The sequence below is a fragment of the Glutamicibacter sp. BW78 genome (genome assembly GCF_002332245.1).
GTDB lineage: Bacteria > Actinomycetota > Actinomycetes > Actinomycetales > Micrococcaceae > Arthrobacter_H > Arthrobacter_H rhombi_A.
The window spans coordinates 226602-242774 of the sequence record NZ_NRGU01000030.1 but is presented as its reverse complement, the minus strand read 5'-3'; the positions used below and the strand labels follow the sequence as shown (position 1 = coordinate 242774).

Below are 16173 nucleotides of genomic sequence, written 5' to 3'. Positions count from 1 at the left end.
CCGCGGTGCCGACCTTAGCGGTCACGGTGATCCATCGGCGCCAGCCGGGGTCCGAAGGACGATTTGCGGAATCCTGTCAGCCCGATCAGTCGGACCACGCGTTGGCGATGCCCAGAGTAGGGGGCCAGCAGCCGTAGCATCCCCGCATCGTCGGTCGCCGTGCCGGCCAGTGCATGGCCGACGTAGGCAGGCAGATGGAAATCACCGATGGACACAGCATCGGGGTGACCATGGCTGCGCTGCACGGTTTCTGCGGCAGTCCACGGGCCGATCCCCGGAAGCGACTGCAATTTCCCACCCGGATCCTGAGCGAGGTCGAGGGCGCCGAGCCGGTTGATGCCGGCTGCCGCTTCGGCCGCCCGGAGCACGGTCCGACGGCGGGAATCGTCAACCCGGGCCCGATGCCAGTCCCATCCTCCGATGAGGCGCAGGCGGCGGGCCCCGGGGGCGATCGCCAACCCCTCGGGCGCCGGACCGGGAGCCGGGGCACCGAAATGGGAGACGAGATACCGCCAGGCGTGGCGGGCTTCGATGGTGGTGACCTTCTGTTCGAGGATGACCGGCACCAAGGCGTCGAAGACCCGCGCCGTCGAGGGCAGGCGGAAGCCGGGATTCCGCCGTCGTGCCTCGCCGATCCAGTCGGGTAAATCTTCCCGCGGGCCCACGTCGAAACCTGACCAGTCATCCTCCGCGCCCAGCAAGGCAGGGGCCGACAGGACGGCCCGGGAGGCCCCGGGACCCCAAGCCCGCAGGGAAATCCTCGGCCCCTCAAGGGGACCATCGGCTTGCCGGGCGCCGCTACGGTGCAGCATCACCAGCAAGGTGGCCGCTCCCTCCCCGGTTTCGAAACACAACCAGGCCCGGTCCGCGCCCACCCGGGTGCACGGATCATGAGTGCCCCGCTGGAGGACACCGAGCGTCGCTGCCAGGTCGTATCCCCGCGGAGCGGACCACTGGCCGTAGGCCTCCGGGGCGTCCACCGGGCCGGTCGGGCGCAGCAGGGCGGCCGGTGCCGGGTAGCCGGGAGCTGCACTGGGGGTCATCCCCCGATGATCCCACCGACGCGCGCCAAGACCCAGCCGGTGGTGCGTGCCCGGTCCATGACTTAGGGTTTCGTCCGACCCGGGAACCGCGGTAGCCCGGCGGTAGAGTCGGTTCCATGAAATACGCGGAATCCGTTCTGGAGCTCATCGGCAACACCCCGTTGGTGAAGCTGTCCAAGGTCACCGAGGGTGTCCGGGCCACGATCCTGGTGAAGGTCGAATACTTGAATCCGGGAGGCTCCATCAAGGACCGGATTGCGTTGAAGATGATCGAGGACGCGGAAAAATCCGGAAAACTGGCACCCGGCGGCACGGTGGTCGAACCGACGTCGGGAAACACCGGCGTCGGACTGGCCCTGGTGGCCCAAGCCAAGGGGTATCAGACGATATCCGTGGCCCCCGATAAGGTGGGCGCCGAAAAACTTGATGTCCTGCGCGCCTACGGGGCCCAGGTCGTGGTGACCCCGACGTCGGTGGCCCCGGATTCACCCGAGTCCTATTACGGGGTCTCCGACCGGCTGGTCCGGGACATCCCCGGTGCCTATAAACCAGACCAGTTCTCCAATTCCGCGGCACCCGCCAGCCACTACGCCTCCACGGGCCCCGAGATTTGGAACGACACCGACGGAAAAGTGACCCATGTGGTCATCGGCGCCGGCACCGGGGGAACCATCACCGGTACCGGGCGTTATCTCCAGGAGGTTTCGGCGGACCGCACCACCGGTCAGGTCAGGGTCATTGCCGCGGACCCCGACGGATCCGTGTACTCCGGGGGAACCGGAAGGCCCTATTTCGTCGAAGGTGTCGGGGAGGATATGTGGCCGGGGAACTACGACCCCGCGATCCCGGATGAGGTCATCGCCGTGGACGACGCTGACTCGTTCGCGATGACCCGCCGGTTGGCCCGCGAGGAAGGCCTGCTGGTCGGAGGTTCTTCCGGTATGGCGGTCGTGGCCGCGCTGCGGGCGGCGCAGGACCTCGAGGAAGACGCCGTCGTGGTGGTCATCCTGCCCGACGGCGGACGCGGTTACCTGGCGAAGATCTTCAACGACTCGTGGATGAAGTCCTATGGGTTCATCACCGACGGTGAGGAGGGGACCGTGGCGGAGGTGTTGGCCGGCAAGACCGGCACCCTGCCGGAGTTGATCCACACTCATCCGGGGGAATCGGTGCGCGACGTGATCAACATCATGAACGAGTACGGTGTCTCGGTGCTGCCCGTCCTCTCCGCCGAGCCCCCGGTGCGTCTGGGAGAAGTCGTTGGCAGCGTCGACGAACGTGAGCTCACCGCCCTGCTCTTCTCCGGTGCAGCCACCTTGACCGAGGCGGTCTCCGAACATGTTGGCGATCCCATTCCGCTGATTGGTGCCGGAGAAACGATCGGTGCTGCTCGTCTCCACTTGCAGGAAGCCAACGCTTTGCTGGTCACCCACAACGGCGGCCCCGTGGGCGTGCTGACCCGACAGGACCTGCTGAACCACCTGAACCACTGACCCACCCCTCCAGCGAAAGGCAGAACTTCCATGAGCAGCCCGACCAACGGCTTCAACACTCGTGCCATCCACGCGGGACAAGCCTTCGAACCGCGCACCGGCGCCGTCGTGCCGCCCGTACATTTCTCCACCACCTATGCCCAGGACGGCATCGGCGGATTGCGCGACGGCTATGAATACGGCCGCGGTACCAACCCGACCCGTGATGCGCTGCAGGAGCAGCTGGCGGCCGTGGAAAACGGGGCCCACGCCTTCACGTTCGCCTCCGGCCTGGCCGCCGAGGATTCGTTGATCCGGGCGCTGACCCGCCCAGGAGACCACATTGTGCTCGGCAACGACGCCTACGGCGGAACCTACCGACTGATCTCAGGCATCTTCGGGGACTGGGGCATCGGCAATACCCCCGTGGACATGGCAGACCCCCAGACGCTGGCCGCAGCCATCGCGGCCAGCCAGACCGCCCTCGTCTGGCTGGAAACGCCCTCGAATCCGATGATGAAGATCACCGATATCGCCGCCGTCGCGCAGGCAACGCACGACGCCGGTGCCCTGCTGGTCGTGGACAACACCTTTGCATCGCCGTACCTGCAGCAGCCGTTGGATCTGGGAGCCGATGTGGTGGTCCACTCGACCACCAAATACATCGGGGGACACTCCGACGTCGGTGGCGGAGCGGTGATCGTCAAGGATGCCGGGCTGGCGGAGAAGATCGGTTTCCTGCAGTTCGCCGCCGGGGCGGTCAACGGACCATTAGACGCCTTCTTGACCACTCGTGGCTTGAAGACCTTGGGGGTGCGGATGGATCGGCATTGCCGGAACGCACAAACCGTCGCCGAATGGCTGCTGGGCCGTCCCGAAGTCGAAAAGGTCCTCTACCCGGGTCTGAAGGACCATCCGGGCCACGAATTGGCGGCATCACAGATGAGCGGCTTCGGTGGCATGGTTTCGGTGCAGTTCACCGGAGGCGAGACGGCCGCGCGGAAAATTGCGGAGTCCACCCAGGTCTTCACCCTTGCCGAATCGCTCGGCGGCATCGAATCGTTGATGAACTACCCGGCGGAGATGACCCACGCCTCGGTGAAAGGCACCGAACTGGAGGTTCCTGCGAACCTGCTGCGCCTGTCCTGCGGGATCGAAGACGTTCAGGACCTGATCGCCGACCTCGAACGCGCCTTCAGCCAGCTGTAACCGAACCGGCTGCCCCGCCCCCAGAGCGGGGCAGCCGAACCTAATCCGTGGCGTCCGGGACCCCGGCCGACGGGGCGGGGTTCTCCTCCTCGAGCCATGACCGGATGGACTCGGCATCGGCGTTGAGCAGGGGAGGGGACGTATGGGCGGTGCGGGTGGTCTCCTCGGCGGTCGCCGCGTCGAAGAACCGTAGCGGCGGGCCGGGCAGCTGGATCGTCCCGAGCACCGGATGCTCGACGTCGACCAGCAGACCCTGGGATTTCACCTGCTCCCAGGCATAAACCTCATCCAGGGTCCTGACCTTTCCTGCAGGCACCCCTGCCTCGTTCAGCTTCTCCAACAGCTCGGCAGGAGCATAGGCACTGAAGGCGTCCTCGATCACGGTAATGAGCTTCTCACGGTGGTGGACGCGCTCGGCATTGGTGGCGAAGTCGGGGTCCTCTCCATCGATGCCGAAGGCCCCGGTCAAGGCCTTCCAGAGTTTATGACTACCAACGCTGATCTGGACGTTGCCGCCGCGGCAGGCAAAAAGACCGTAGGGGGCGATCGAGGGGTGGTGGTTACCTTGGGCCCTCGGGACCTCCCCGGCGACCGTGGCCCGGGTGCCCTGAAAAGCGTGCACACCGATGGCCGATGCCAAGAGCGAGGTCCGCACGACCTGGCCGCGACCGGTCTTCTCCCGTTCCAGCAGGGCAGCCAAGACCCCGTAGGCGCCGTACATCCCCGACAGCAGGTCGGTGATCGGCACGCCGACGCGTTGGGGATCATCCGGCCCGGAACCGGTCAGGGACATCAGCCCCGCCTCCCCCTGGACGATCTGGTCGTAGCCGCTGCGCTTCGCCTCCGGACCGTCATGGCCGAAGCCGGTGATGGAGAGGATGACGAGCCGGGGGTTGAGCTCCTGCAACGTCTCCATGGAGAACCCCAACCGGGTGAGCACCCCCGACCTGAAGTTTTCCAGCAGGGCGTCCGACCGGCGGATCAACGCGGTCAACGTGGCCCGGCCCTCCTCGGATTTGAGATCGAGGGACAGGGATTCTTTATTGCGGTTGCAGGACAGGAAATAGGTGGCCTGCGGGTCGTCCTCGGGACCCACGAAGGGTGGGCCCCAAATCCGGGTGTCATCCCCGGTATCGGGGGTTTCGACCTTGATGACCCGGGCCCCGAGGTCTCCGAGCATCATGCCGGCATGAGGTCCGGCCAACGCCCGGGTCAGATCCAGAACGGTGTAGCCGGCCAACGGGCCGCCGGCGGTCGAGGGGGACGGTGCATTCGTGGGGGACACGAGGGCTCCTTTCGAAAGAGTGGAGAGAAACTACGGGCGGGCCACAGCCCGGTCGACGACGACTGGAAGGCGGGTCCTGGCATCGAACTCCATGACCTTCCGGCCACCGATGAACACCTGCTGGGCCCGCTGCATCACGTCCAACGGGTCCCCCGACCACAACACCAGGTCGGCGTCCTTGCCCGCTTCGATGGAACCGAGGCGATCCGAGAGGCCGAGCACGCGGGCCGGGTTGATGGTGATCGAGCGCAGCGCCGTCACCGGGTCCAGCCCTTCCTTCACCGCCAGGGTGCACTGGTGGACCAGGAAGTTGATCGGCACCACCGGGTGGTCGGTAATCACGGAGATCTCTACCCCGGCGTCGTGCAATTTTCCCGGGTTGGCCAGTGAACGCCCGCGCAATTCGACCTTGGATTTGGTGGTGAACAACGGACCAATCAACACCGGGATCTTGCGTTCTGCCAACAGGTCGGCAATCAGATGGGCCTCGGTGCCGTGGTCGATGACCAGGTCGTAACCGAACTCATCGGCCAAACGGATGGCGGTGGCCACATCATCGGTCCGGTGGCAATGCTGACGCCAGGGGATTTCTCGGCGCAGCACCATCGCCAGGGCTTCCATGCGCGGATCGATGGCTTCGGAGTCGGCCTTGGCCATGTAGTTTTGTGCCTCGATGAAGGCCTTGCGGATCACCATGGCGGTGCCCAGCCGGGTGGAAGGGGTCTGCTTCTTCTCCCCGTAAACACGTTTGGGGTTCTCTCCGAGGGCCGACTTCAGGCCGCTGGGGGAGCGCAGCACCATCTCGTCGATATAGCGGCCATGTGTGTGGATGGCCACGGCCAGCCCGCCGACCGGGTTCCCGGATCCGGGGTTGACGTTGACCGTGGTGATGCCCCCGGCCAGCGCATCGTCGAAGCCGGGGTCGAAAGGATCCACCGCGTCGATGGCGCGGACCGCCGCCATGATCGGGTCGGTCATTTCGTTCACGTCGGCACTGGCGCCACCCTCCCCTTCGGGGTGCATACCCAAATGGACGTGGGCGTCGATGAACCCCGGCAGCAGCCATTGGCCGTTCGCGTCGACGATGTCCGCGCCGGCGGGAACGACGATATCTGGGCCGCTGGCCTCGATTTTGCCGTCACGGACGATGACCGCCCCGTCATAGGGTTCGGACTCGATGGGGACGACGTGCGCGTTGATGATGGCCAGCAGACTCATGGGTGAAGCCCTTTCGAAGCGGTGACGGGATGCCCCGAGCCTATCGCCCCACCGTGAGCTGCGACACGGTGTGTTCGAGCTACTTCGGAGGAAGGCTGCGCAGGGCACGGCGCTGGGCCTTGCGCTCGGCCCGTGCTGCCCTGGACTGCTCCTTGAAATAGGCCAGGCTCGGCGGCAACCAGAGCAGGACGACGCCGATGAGCAGGGTCGCCCCGATGACCCCGAGTCGGGGGCCGCGCAGGATCAGTGGAACCCCGCCGATGAGTCCGATGGTCGTCAGCCAGGCGCGCCCAGCCAGTTTTCCGCGGGAGAGGCGCCAGGCGCCGTAACCAACGCCGAGGCCCAGTAGGGCCAGCAGCACTCCGAGTGCCACGAGCCCCGACGGGCCGCGGTCGTCCAAGAGTTTGGAGTTCCCCCACGAGGCGATGCCCAGACCCAGCAGGGCGGCTGCCAGCACGGTCCACCAGCCGACGGCCAGTCGCAGGGTGAGGGGAAGTTTGTTCACGCCTGCCAGCTTACTGGGTGTGCCCAACCGCACAGCGTTCGGCCCGTCGTCGTGCCGCACCCTCCTGTAGACTGGGATCTCACCGATATCCGGCTTCCCTCGCATCCTGCCCAATTCTTGAGGCAGGAGCTCATCGTGTGTGAGTCCGCAAAATAGTGGGCAGTTTCTTCATAGGGGAGCGGCCGGACTGGTGTTTGAGTCCGAATGTGCCGCGGATCCCGCCTCGTCAGAGCCACGGGTTATCCGCCCCTATGAATGAGGTAATGCCCCGTGTCTTCCGACATGTCCACCAACACGCCCGAAACCCCCTCCGAAGAGACCCCGGTGAAGTTCTCCGACCTCGGGATCGATGGCCGCGTCCTCGCAGCCGTCGAGGACCTCGGCTATGAGACCCCGACCCCGATCCAGGCCGCGACCATCCCGATGCTCCTGGAAGGCCGCGACGTCGTCGGTCTGGCCCAGACCGGCACCGGCAAGACCGCAGCCTTCGCGATCCCCGCCCTGTCACGGATGGCCGAATTGGCCGATCAGAACGGGACCGCCCGCAATACCCAGGTTCTGGTCCTGGCCCCGACCCGCGAACTCGCGCTACAGGTCGCCGAGGCCTTCACCTCCTACGCCAAGCACATGGGTGACTTCACCGTCCTGCCCGTCTACGGTGGCTCCCCCTACGGCCCGCAGCTCTCGGCCATGCGCCGTGGCGCCCAGGTCGTCGTCGGCACCCCGGGGCGTGTGATCGACCACATCAACAAGGGGTCCCTGGACCTGTCGCATCTGCAGTACGTCGTCCTCGACGAAGCCGACGAGATGCTGCGCATGGGCTTCGCCGAAGAGGTCGACAAGATCCTCGAGGCCACCCCCGAGGAGAAGCAGGTGGCCCTCTTCTCGGCCACGATGCCCGGCTCCATCCGCCGGATCTCCAAGCAGTACCTGCGCAACCCGCAGGAGGTGTCGGTGAAGTCCTCGACCACCACCGGCAAGAACACCCGCCAGCGGTACGTCCAGGTGATGGGCGCGCATAAGCTCGACGCGATGACCCGGATCCTGGAATCCGAAGCCCACGAGGGCGTCATCGCCTTCGTGCGCACCAAGATGGCCACCGAGGACCTTGCCGATAAGCTCAAGGCCCGCGGATTCACGACCGCAGCCATCAACGGCGACATCCCGCAGCAGCAGCGCGAGCGCACGGTCGAGAACCTGCGCAGCGGCAAGATCGATATCCTGGTCGCCACCGATGTTGCGGCCCGTGGCCTCGACGTCGAACGCATCAGCCACGTCTTCAACTACGACATCCCGCACGACACCGAGTCCTATGTGCACCGCATCGGCCGCACCGGCCGGGCCGGACGCCAGGGTGACGCGATCCTGTTCATGACCCCGCGTGAAAAGCACATGCTGCGCGCCATCGAGCGGGCCACGCGCCAGCCGGTCGAGGCCATGGCGCTGCCCAGCGTCGATATCGTCAACGATAAGCGCCTCGAGCGTTTCGCCGGCCAGATCTCCGAAACCCTGGCCTCCCAGGAGCTGGGCGTCTTCCGCAACCTCGTGGAGAAGTTCGAGGCCGAACATGACGTCTCGGCAGTGGAGGTCGCCGCAGCCCTGGCCCATATGGCCCAGGGTGGACGCCCGCTGCTGATGGAGGAACTGCCAACCCCGCCGGCCAAGCAGGCACGCATGTCCAAGGGCGCCAAGGATGGCTTCGGCTCCCGCGGGCCGACACGCACCCTCACCGAAGGCAACGCGACCTACAGGATCGCCGTCGGACGTCGCCAACGCGTGATGCCCGGATCGATCGTCGGTGCCCTGGCCAATGAGGGCGGCTTCAACTCCGGCCAGATCGGCGGGATCGATATCCGCGCCGACCACACCTTGGTGGAGTTGCCCGCCGAACTGTCCAAGGACCAGTGGAACTCGCTGTCCCGCACCCGCATCGGTGGCGAGCTGATCCGCCTGGAGCTGGATACCGGCCGTGCGCCACGCCGCGAACGTGAAGGCGGCGGGGGCGGCTACCGCAAGGACCGTGGCGGCTTCGACGGCAACCGTGGCGGCGGCGGAGGCTACCGCAAGGACGAGGGAAGCCGTGGCGGCTCCGGCGGATCGCGTAAGCCCCGTAGCTCCCAGCGCAGCTTCGAAGGCGGCCGCGGCCGCAGCTACTAGCAGCCGCAGGGCCCACTGCGGCCCGCCGACTGACAAGGTTTGAAGGCCGGGTGTCCCCACGGGGATGCCCGGCCTTCAGTCCGTCCAGGGGCCCGCGGTGACGGGGTAGTCGTCGGTCCGATGAGGTCCGTGCGTGCGCTCATTATGTGGCGTCCAACACAAGGAGTGCCCCCGATTTCATCCGGGCGGGAAATGCTGGTAATGTTTTTCTCCGTTGCCCCCCTAGCTCAGTGGTAGAGCGCGTTCTTGGTAAGAACGAGGTCACCGGATCGATTCCGGTGGGGGGCTCTGAATGGAAAGCCCGCGTCCGTGTCGACTCGCGAGAGAAACCGACGCAGACGCGGGCATTTCACATTCGTGGCGGTGTAGCTCAGCTGGTTAGAGCGCACGACTCATAATCGTGAGGTCCCGGGATCGAGTCCCGGCACCGCTACCCATAGGAATCCGTCCCGTTCGCGGGGCGGATTTCGTCGTTAACGCGGCCGCAGCATCCCGAACCCCTCCATCTATGCTGGAGGGATGGAATCACCGGCCCTGCTCAGTAGCGGTATCGAATGGCCCGCCGATGGCACCACCCCCTCCTGGACCCGGCGCACCCGTCACGGCGCAGGAGCCGACATCGTGTTGGAACCGGGAACAAGCTGCTCCTTCGCCGTGGCCCCCGGACGCTGGTGCCTGGGCCATACGTTGGTCCACGCAACCGAGGGGTGGGAACACGTCGATTGCCCCGACGCCGCACGTGCCGAACGCGGAACCCAATGTGGGTCCTGCGTGGCGCGTGACGAAGCCCGCTTCATGCACGACTTTCACCGTTCGGGGATCGCCCCGCCGGGTTTACGCGCCTATCTGGCCCGCCCGCAGTGGCTCTACGTCGCCACCTTCGCCAACGGGGCCTCCAAGGTCGGTACCGCGGGGGAGGGCAATAAGTGGCGCCGGCTCGCCCAGCAGGGTGCCGTCAACGGCACCTACGTGGCGTTGGCAGCCGACGGACGTGTGGTCCGCGTACTCGAGGACCTGGTCACCGAACGACTCGGTCTGAGCCAAGCCGTGCGGTCCTCGGCCAAAACCTCGGGATTGACCGAGCCGGGGCAGGGCGGCCCCTCTGCCACTGGAGTGTACGACGCCGGTTCGCTGGCCGGGGTGCACCAGGAGGCAGCGGAGCGCGTGCTGGCCCTGCTCGCCGAGGATCCCGCGGTCCGCGAGCTCGAGGTCGAACCCGCGGAGGAGGCCTTCGCCCCGCCCCGACAGGCTCGGATGATGCTGGCTGCCTGGGATGCCGGGGAGCTCTATGCCTACCCCGGATGGCTCAGCGCCAGTACCCACGGTTTCGTCGTCGAATCCGTGCTGGGCCAGAGCCTGGGTGTGCGTTTGGAGGGCTCGGAACGTCTCTACGCCGCCGATGCCGCGGTGCTCAAGGGGCGCAGGGTCACCCCGGGCGAGTACTCCACGGCGATACCCGCCGCGCAGGACTCCTTGTTCTGACCCCGATACACTGGAGGGCATGATCAGCACACCCTGGGAATCGGCGTCGAGCCTCTATAAGCTCCTGGTGATCGCCTCCATGTCCATTTCCGGGCTGGGCATCATCCTGGCGTTGGTCGGCGCCAACACCACCAACCGTCCGCTGATGTACACGGCGGTCGCCATTATCCTGGTCGGCCTGCTGACCCATGTGGGGGGTCTGATGGTCCGTGGCCGAGATGTGAAGGCCTATCGGCGGCAGAACCCGCCGGCCCCCCAACAGAAATCCGGGCGCTAAGACACGCTCAGCTGGCCTCGTCGGCCTCGCGGTTCTCACGTACATGTTTGCGGGCATGGTCGATCGCCGGTTCCAGCTCATCGAAAGAGTGGCGGTAGTGCCTCAGGGCGGCGATCACCCCGACGGTATCGGCGAGCTGGAGATGCTCGGGTTTGATGCCCTTGATCAACACGGTGACCTTGCGGCGTTCCAGCGCCCCGATGATCTCCACCAGGGCGTGGGCGCCGGTCGCGTCGAGCATCCGCAGCCGTGACAGGCGCAGGATCACCACCTCGACTCCCGTCACCGATTGCAGGTCCTGCAGGATTTTCTCTGCTGCCCCGAAGAACATGGCCCCGTCGAGCCGGAAGATGGCGATCCGTTCGTCGCCCTCCGCTGCGGGGCCTTCCAACGGTTCCCTGGCGACTCCCGAGGCCTTGGCGACGGTGCGCAGGGCAAAGAATGCGGCCACGAGCACTCCGATCTGGATGGCCTCGATCAGGTCGAAGGCCACGGTGACGACCGCGGTGATCACGAACAGGGCGGCATCGGCTCGACTCGAACGCAGAATGGAGGCCATGGTGTGTCGGGAGACCATACGGGTAGCGGTCACCATGAGAATCCCGGCCAGGACGGCCAGCGGGATGCGTCCCACCAGCTGGGACCCCGCATAGACGACCACCAGGAGCAGCAGGGCGTGCACCACGGAGGCCAAACGGGTGCGAGCACCGCTGCGCACATTCACCGCGGTCCGGGCGATCGCCCCGGTGGCTGGCATGCCCCCGAAGAGCCCCGCGGCGATCGACGCCAAGCCCTGGCCAAACAGCTCGCGATCGGGCTGGTATGGGCCCGTGGCGGAGCCGTTGGGGCCCACCAAACCGGCGGCGACCCGCGCGGAGAGCAACGATTCAATGGCTGCCAGGGCCGCGACGGCCAGGGCGGGGCCGGCCAGATCGGCGATGAGGGGCACCGTGAAGCCGGGGAAGGAGGGGGCACTGAGCGCCGAGGGGAGTTCCCCGATCCGGGGAATATCCAGCTGGAGCCATTCGGCGGCGACGGTGATGAGCACGACGGCGGCCAGGCTAGCGGGTAGCCCTGGATGGATCCGGGGGCCGAACACCATCAATGCGGCGACCAACAGCACGATCCCCAGGGTGATGGCTGCCGTGGGCCACAGGGAGGTCGAGGCGGCCAACCAGGCAGCCACCGCGGTGTTGAGTCCGGCGGGGGCCGTGGTACCGGTGGCCAGCGGGACCTGTTGCAGGAAGATGATGGTCCCGATGCCGAGCGTGAACCCCTCCACCACGGGCCACGGGATGTAGGCCACGGCGCGGCCCACCCCCAGGAATCCTGCGGCCAGCACGATCACTCCGGCCATCACCGAGAGCAGGGCGATCGAGCCCGCCCCATGGGTGGCGACGATGGGCGCGAGGATCACCACCATGGCCCCCGTGGGGCCGGAAACTTGCACATGGGAGCCACCGAAGATGGCCGCCACGAATCCGGCGACGACGGCCGTCACCAGTCCGGCTGCCGCGCCGACTCCCGAGGTCACGCCGAAAGCCAGGGCGAGAGGAAGGGCGACGATCCCCACCGTCACCCCGGCCAGGATGTCGGCGCGCCAGGTCGTGGGGAGTTCGGCGTAATCGTTCAGGGTCGGCAGGAACGAGTGGATGCGCCGCATGGCCTTCATCGTGGTCCCGCGCTCGTCCGGTCGTTCAGGAAGATCCGCGCAATATCCAGCAATTCAGAGATCCCCGGGTGGGCGAGTGAGTAATAGACGTGGCTCGCTCGGCGTGCGGAGGTCACCACCTGGTGGCGACGGAGCACCCTGAGATGCTGGGATAGATGGCTGGACTCGATGTCCATCTGCTCCAAGAGGTCGGACACCGTGGCCGTCCCACCCTCGGCGGCGCACAGGATTTCCAGGGCCCGGATGCGTGCCGGGTGGGCGAGGCCCTTGAAAAGGTTGGCCTTGATTTCATATAGGGGCCGTTGCTCATCGTCCAGGAACATGTCGCCTTTCACCACAACTCGCTGACTTGATCAATCCATCATACCGGAGGGGGCGTGGCCGGGAACACGAGCCACGTTCCACCATCGTTCGCCCCCTGCCGGGGCCCGGTGTCATAGGCTGGAGGCCGAGCAGTTCCAGCCATCGACGTGCCTGACAGCGAGGACATATGAGCATCAATCCGGCCCTTGAAGGGCGCAGCTATCCGGCGGGAGGGACCTATGTGGTCTCCCGGGAGAAGATTCGCGAATTTGCGACGGCCACGAAGGCCACCCACGGCGCCCACTACGACCTTGAAGCCGCAGCCTCGCTCGGCCACGCCGATCTCGTGGCGCCGCCGACCTTCGCGATCATCGTCGCCCAACGGGCCGATGCCCAGTTGATTGCCGATCCGGAGTCGGGCATCGATTTCTCCCGGGTGGTCCACGCCGACCAGCGCTTCACCCTGCACCGCCCCATCGTTGCCGGCGATGAACTGGTGGCCGAACTGCATGTGGACAAGGTCCGCGGTATGGGAACCGGCGCGATGATCACCACGCGCGCGGAAATCACCACGGCCGGCGGGGAATCCGTCGCCACCACCATTTCGTCGATTCTCGTCCGCGGAGAGGAAGCAGCATGAGCAACATCGATGTCGCCACCCTGGAAAAAGGCCAGGAGATCGGCAGCAGCACGCTGCACGTGAATCGAGCCGATCTGGTGCGCTATGCCGGGGCCAGCGGTGACTTCAACCCGATCCACTGGAACGAACGCTTCGCCACCGAGGTCGGGCTGCCCGGGGTCATCGCCCACGGCATGTTCACCATGGGCGCCGCCGTCACCCTCGTGGAGGACTGGGTCGGTGACCCCGGAGCGGTCATCGACTACCAGAGTCGCTTCACGAAGCCGGTCATCGTCGAGGATCCGGCCGGCACGAACCCCTCCGACGCGCAGGGCACCGCCTTGGACGTCACCGGTGTGATCGGGGCGCTGGATCTCGAGGCAGGCACGGCCCGCGTGGACCTGACGGTCATGGCCGGTGGCGAAAAGGTCTTGGTCAAGGCGCAGGCACTGGTCCGTCTCTGATGGGCCAACTGCTGTCCACTCTGACCACCAATGGGGTCGGGGGGCCCGCCGGTACCTACCTCGAGGCACGGACCGAGCAGGAGCTCGTCACCGCTGTGCGGGAAGCCGACGACGCCGGCCACCGGCTCCTGCTGGTGGCCGGGGGCTCCAATCTGGTCATTTCCGACGACGGCTACCCGGGCACGGTGCTGCGGGTGGTGTCCCGGGGCGTGGATATTGCCAGCGCACCCGGTGGGACCCGAGTCACGGTACAAGCGGGGCACCCCTGGGACGACGTCGTCCAGCGCACCCTCGACGCCGGCCTGGTAGGGCTCGAAGCCTTGTCGGGGATTCCCGGTTCGGCAGGCGCCACCCCGGTACAAAACGTCGGCGCCTATGGGACCGATGTGTCCAAAACACTGGAATCTGTTCGGGCCTGGGACCGGCAGGAAGCCCGCCTGGTGGTTTTCGGTGCCGCCGATCTGGACTTCGGATACCGGAACTCCCTCCTCAAGGCGACCACGGTGGAGGGTTCCCCCCGTTACGTGGTCCTGGACGTCAGCTTCGTGCTGGAGACCTCCGAATGGGGAGCACCGATCGCCTATGCCGAGCTCGCCCGGACCTTGGGCGTGTCAGCGGGCGACCGGGCGAAGGCAGCTGCCGTCCGCTCCACCGTTCTGGGCTTGCGCGCAGGAAAAGGCATGGTGTTGGACCCCTCCGACCGGGATACCTATAGCTCCGGGTCCTTCTTCACGAACCCGATCGTCGATGCCGAGACCGCTGCATCCCTGCCCGAGGACGCACCGCGTTTCCCCGCCGAGGGCGGAACCAAGCTCTCTGCGGCCTGGTTGATCGACCGAGCCGGCTTCGCCAAAGGTTTCGGGCTCCCCGGCACCCCGGGCGCTTCACTGGCCGGGGGGAGGGCTTCGCTCTCCACCAAACACACCCTGGCGATCACTAATCGTGGTGAGGCCACCGCGCAGGACCTGCTGGCCATCGCCCGGGCCGTTCGCGACGGCGTCAGCGAACGTTTCGGGGTCACCCTGCATAACGAGTCGCTGCTCATCGGTATTGAGCTCTAAGGACACGGAAGGATTAACATTTCCTCCCCGTGCAAGTCATCGTGGACTTTTAGGGCTGAACTGACGCATTATTGAGGCATGGAACACGAGACGAGCCTGGAACACGCGATGGATCTGGCCGAAGGCAACATGAAGGAAGCCAAACGCTTGCTCGACCAGGGCAAGGCGGCCCATGCTGCCGGGGAGATCAGCGATGAGCGGATGGCCTCGCTGCAGCGACTCTATGACACGGCACATGAGGATGTGGGACGCGCCCGCCACGACACCTGAGTCAACGCGAGCCGGTTGGCTATGCCTCGAAGGGCGGGGGTACCGCGGGTCGAACCGCTGGTACCCCCGCCCTTCGCGTCTCCCGGGCCCGGGTGGCCGGGGCCTAGCCGGCGGCAGGCCTAGCCGCCGGTAGTTTCCAAGGCGGTGAAGACCGGGTCGTGGCCGCGGGTGAAGACCCCCACCGTGGCCGGGGGAACTTCAACCCAGTGCCGTTTGCTCCAATGCAGCTCCAGCGGTTCGGAGGCCACCAGCTGGGCGTCGGCGGGCAGCATCTCCAACTCTCCGGTGCCGGCCCCGAAGCCGACGCCGACATGCAGTGTCATCGCTCCAGAGGAGTGGAAGAGCGAGGGGGCCTTGACCGCCGGGGCGTCGGGGCTGACCCACCGCAGGACGTACAGCCGCTCCCCATCCGAGGCGGCGATGGTGGCCCGGAACGGCTCGGCCAGGCCCCGGTCCTTCCGGGCCTGCTCGATCCGGAGGATCATCCGGGTCAGTGCCCGGACGGGGTCGGTAGCCAATCCGTAGGTGAGGGCCAGGAAGAAGCAGACCTCGGTATCGCTATTACCGCGGATGAAGGGGTAGAGCTCGGGGGCCACATCGAAGGTCAGTTCACGTTTGACGGCACTGAAGCCGTTGATGTCACCGTTGTGCTGGAACATCCACCCGGCATGGACAAAGGGGTGGCAGTTGTCCTGGGCGATGGTTCCCCCGGGGGCGGCACGCACATGGGCCAGAAAGCATCCGGAGGAGATCTGCGCCGCAAGATGACGAAGGTTCTGGCTGTCCCAGGCGGGAGTGATCTCCCGGTACTGCCCCAGCGTGCCGTTGACGCCCGCCCACGCCAAGCCGAACCCGTCCCCGTTGGTGGGGAAGGCATGGTCGCGGAACTGAGAAGACATGGCCAGCGAGGGCAGTTGGAGATCCCGGGCGAGCAGGCTCTGGTCCAACAGTGAATGATTTGGCCTGGTCAGCACCGTATCCATGGTGATGGGTGATCCCACATAGGCAAGCCAGCGGCACATGGCCACCTCCACAACTGGTTGGTCAGGCCAGTCTGGACCCGGGCAGCCGTGCAGGCAACAGGCTGGGCTGCAGCCCCGCTTAAACGACGACGACGGCTCCCGGAGGGCAGCCGT

General features: G+C 66.4%; 16 protein-coding genes and 2 tRNA genes. 11 read left to right on the top strand and 7 right to left on the bottom strand.

The genetic code is table 11. The features are described from left to right. Positions 1–14: 14 nt before the first annotated feature. Positions 15–1043 (bottom strand): 3-methyladenine DNA glycosylase, encoded by a 1029-nt coding sequence (locus CIK75_RS05585; RefSeq protein WP_241895306.1) that lies wholly within the window; start codon positions 1041–1043, stop codon positions 15–17. A gap of 116 nt (positions 1044–1159) precedes the next feature. On the opposite strand from CIK75_RS05585, the gene CIK75_RS05580 reads away from it, so the two are divergent. After that, positions 1160–2536 (top strand): cystathionine beta-synthase, encoded by a 1377-nt coding sequence (locus CIK75_RS05580; protein WP_086999048.1) that lies wholly within the window; start codon positions 1160–1162, stop codon positions 2534–2536. Between the two features lie 30 nt (positions 2537–2566). Beyond that, complete coding sequence (locus tag CIK75_RS05575; protein ID WP_096223388.1) at positions 2567–3724, top strand: cystathionine gamma-synthase; 1158 nt, start codon at positions 2567–2569, stop codon at positions 3722–3724. Positions 3725–3764: 40 nt separating this feature from the next. On the opposite strand, the gene CIK75_RS05570 is transcribed toward CIK75_RS05575, so the two are convergent. The 3 genes from CIK75_RS05570 to CIK75_RS16205 all read right to left on the bottom strand — a co-directional run bounded on the left by CIK75_RS05570 (position 3765) and on the right by CIK75_RS16205 (position 6732). Continuing rightward, positions 3765–5009, bottom strand: coding sequence for a CoA transferase (locus CIK75_RS05570; protein WP_086999042.1), 1245 nt, complete (start codon positions 5007–5009; stop codon positions 3765–3767). A 30-nt stretch (positions 5010–5039) separates the two neighbouring features. Beyond that, positions 5040–6227, bottom strand: a complete 1188-nt coding sequence (locus CIK75_RS05565; protein WP_086999039.1) for an amidohydrolase — start codon at positions 6225–6227, stop codon at positions 5040–5042. 79 nt (positions 6228–6306) lie between these two features. Beyond that, a complete protein-coding gene (locus tag CIK75_RS16205; RefSeq protein ID WP_158225902.1) occupies positions 6307–6732 on the bottom strand; it encodes a hypothetical protein in 426 nt (141 codons plus the stop codon). A gap of 282 nt (positions 6733–7014) precedes the next feature. Between CIK75_RS16205 and CIK75_RS05555 the strand changes: the two genes are divergently transcribed. The 5 genes from CIK75_RS05555 to CIK75_RS05535 all read left to right on the top strand — a co-directional run bounded on the left by CIK75_RS05555 (position 7015) and on the right by CIK75_RS05535 (position 10648). Further along, a complete protein-coding gene (locus CIK75_RS05555; RefSeq protein ID WP_086999034.1) occupies positions 7015–8889 on the top strand; it encodes a DEAD/DEAH box helicase in 1875 nt (624 codons plus the stop codon). Positions 8890–9105: 216 nt separating this feature from the next. Next, positions 9106–9177, top strand: a tRNA-Thr gene (locus tag CIK75_RS05550). 71 nt (positions 9178–9248) lie between these two features. After that, positions 9249–9322, top strand: a tRNA-Met gene (locus tag CIK75_RS05545). Positions 9323–9408: 86 nt separating this feature from the next. Then, complete coding sequence (locus tag CIK75_RS05540; protein WP_241895304.1) at positions 9409–10371, top strand: DUF2797 domain-containing protein; 963 nt, start codon at positions 9409–9411, stop codon at positions 10369–10371. Between the two features lie 19 nt (positions 10372–10390). Continuing rightward, positions 10391–10648 (top strand): hypothetical protein, encoded by a 258-nt coding sequence (locus CIK75_RS05535; protein WP_086999031.1) that lies wholly within the window; start codon positions 10391–10393, stop codon positions 10646–10648. A 7-nt stretch (positions 10649–10655) separates the two neighbouring features. Here the strand turns inward: CIK75_RS05535 and CIK75_RS05530 are convergent, their stop codons facing one another. Next, a complete protein-coding gene (locus CIK75_RS05530; protein ID WP_086999028.1) occupies positions 10656–12311 on the bottom strand; it encodes a SulP family inorganic anion transporter in 1656 nt (551 codons plus the stop codon). Positions 12312–12316: 5 nt separating this feature from the next. Next, positions 12317–12643 (bottom strand): metalloregulator ArsR/SmtB family transcription factor, encoded by a 327-nt coding sequence (locus CIK75_RS05525; protein ID WP_086999025.1) that lies wholly within the window; start codon positions 12641–12643, stop codon positions 12317–12319. Positions 12644–12810: 167 nt separating this feature from the next. Between CIK75_RS05525 and CIK75_RS05520 the strand changes: the two genes are divergently transcribed. The 4 genes from CIK75_RS05520 (at position 12811) to CIK75_RS05505 (ending at position 15037) form a co-directional block, all read left to right on the top strand. Further along, entirely contained in the window at positions 12811–13263 is a 453-nt protein-coding gene (locus CIK75_RS05520) for a MaoC family dehydratase N-terminal domain-containing protein (protein WP_086999023.1), read from the top strand. Beyond that, positions 13260–13706, top strand: a complete 447-nt coding sequence (locus CIK75_RS05515) for a MaoC family dehydratase (RefSeq protein ID WP_086999020.1) — start codon at positions 13260–13262, stop codon at positions 13704–13706. The genes CIK75_RS05520 and CIK75_RS05515 overlap by 4 nt, the downstream gene beginning before the upstream one ends. Then, positions 13703–14767: a UDP-N-acetylmuramate dehydrogenase gene (locus CIK75_RS05510; RefSeq protein WP_086999017.1), complete on the top strand. Its 1065-nt coding sequence runs from the start codon at positions 13703–13705 to the stop codon at positions 14765–14767. Before CIK75_RS05515 ends, CIK75_RS05510 begins: the two co-directional genes overlap by 4 nt. A gap of 78 nt (positions 14768–14845) precedes the next feature. Next, positions 14846–15037: a hypothetical protein gene (locus CIK75_RS05505; protein ID WP_086999014.1), complete on the top strand. Its 192-nt coding sequence runs from the start codon at positions 14846–14848 to the stop codon at positions 15035–15037. Positions 15038–15156: 119 nt separating this feature from the next. On the opposite strand, the gene CIK75_RS05500 is transcribed toward CIK75_RS05505, so the two are convergent. After that, positions 15157–16059, bottom strand: coding sequence for a class II glutamine amidotransferase (locus CIK75_RS05500; protein ID WP_086999011.1), 903 nt, complete (start codon positions 16057–16059; stop codon positions 15157–15159). Positions 16060–16173: the final 114 nt, after the last annotated feature.

What these genes read in the sequence shown, in the direction of transcription:
- CIK75_RS05585 (WP_241895306.1), bottom strand. Translation starts at nt 1,043, where the DNA reads ATGACCCCCAGTGCAGCTCCCGGCTACCCGGCACCGGCCGCCCTGCTG.
- CIK75_RS05580 (WP_086999048.1), top strand. Translation starts at nt 1,160, where the DNA reads ATGAAATACGCGGAATCCGTTCTGGAGCTCATCGGCAACACCCCGTTG.
- CIK75_RS05575 (WP_096223388.1), top strand. Translation starts at nt 2,567, where the DNA reads ATGAGCAGCCCGACCAACGGCTTCAACACTCGTGCCATCCACGCGGGA.
- CIK75_RS05565 (WP_086999039.1), bottom strand. Translation starts at nt 6,227, where the DNA reads ATGAGTCTGCTGGCCATCATCAACGCGCACGTCGTCCCCATCGAGTCC.
- CIK75_RS05555 (WP_086999034.1), top strand. Translation starts at nt 7,015, where the DNA reads ATGTCCACCAACACGCCCGAAACCCCCTCCGAAGAGACCCCGGTGAAG.
- CIK75_RS05540 (WP_241895304.1), top strand. Translation starts at nt 9,409, where the DNA reads ATGGAATCACCGGCCCTGCTCAGTAGCGGTATCGAATGGCCCGCCGAT.
- CIK75_RS05535 (WP_086999031.1), top strand. Translation starts at nt 10,391, where the DNA reads ATGATCAGCACACCCTGGGAATCGGCGTCGAGCCTCTATAAGCTCCTG.
- CIK75_RS05530 (WP_086999028.1), bottom strand. Translation starts at nt 12,311, where the DNA reads ATGCGGCGCATCCACTCGTTCCTGCCGACCCTGAACGATTACGCCGAA.
- CIK75_RS05525 (WP_086999025.1), bottom strand. Translation starts at nt 12,643, where the DNA reads ATGTTCCTGGACGATGAGCAACGGCCCCTATATGAAATCAAGGCCAAC.
- CIK75_RS05520 (WP_086999023.1), top strand. Translation starts at nt 12,811, where the DNA reads ATGAGCATCAATCCGGCCCTTGAAGGGCGCAGCTATCCGGCGGGAGGG.
- CIK75_RS05515 (WP_086999020.1), top strand. Translation starts at nt 13,260, where the DNA reads ATGAGCAACATCGATGTCGCCACCCTGGAAAAAGGCCAGGAGATCGGC.
- CIK75_RS05505 (WP_086999014.1), top strand. Translation starts at nt 14,846, where the DNA reads ATGGAACACGAGACGAGCCTGGAACACGCGATGGATCTGGCCGAAGGC.
- CIK75_RS05500 (WP_086999011.1), bottom strand. Translation starts at nt 16,059, where the DNA reads ATGTGCCGCTGGCTTGCCTATGTGGGATCACCCATCACCATGGATACG.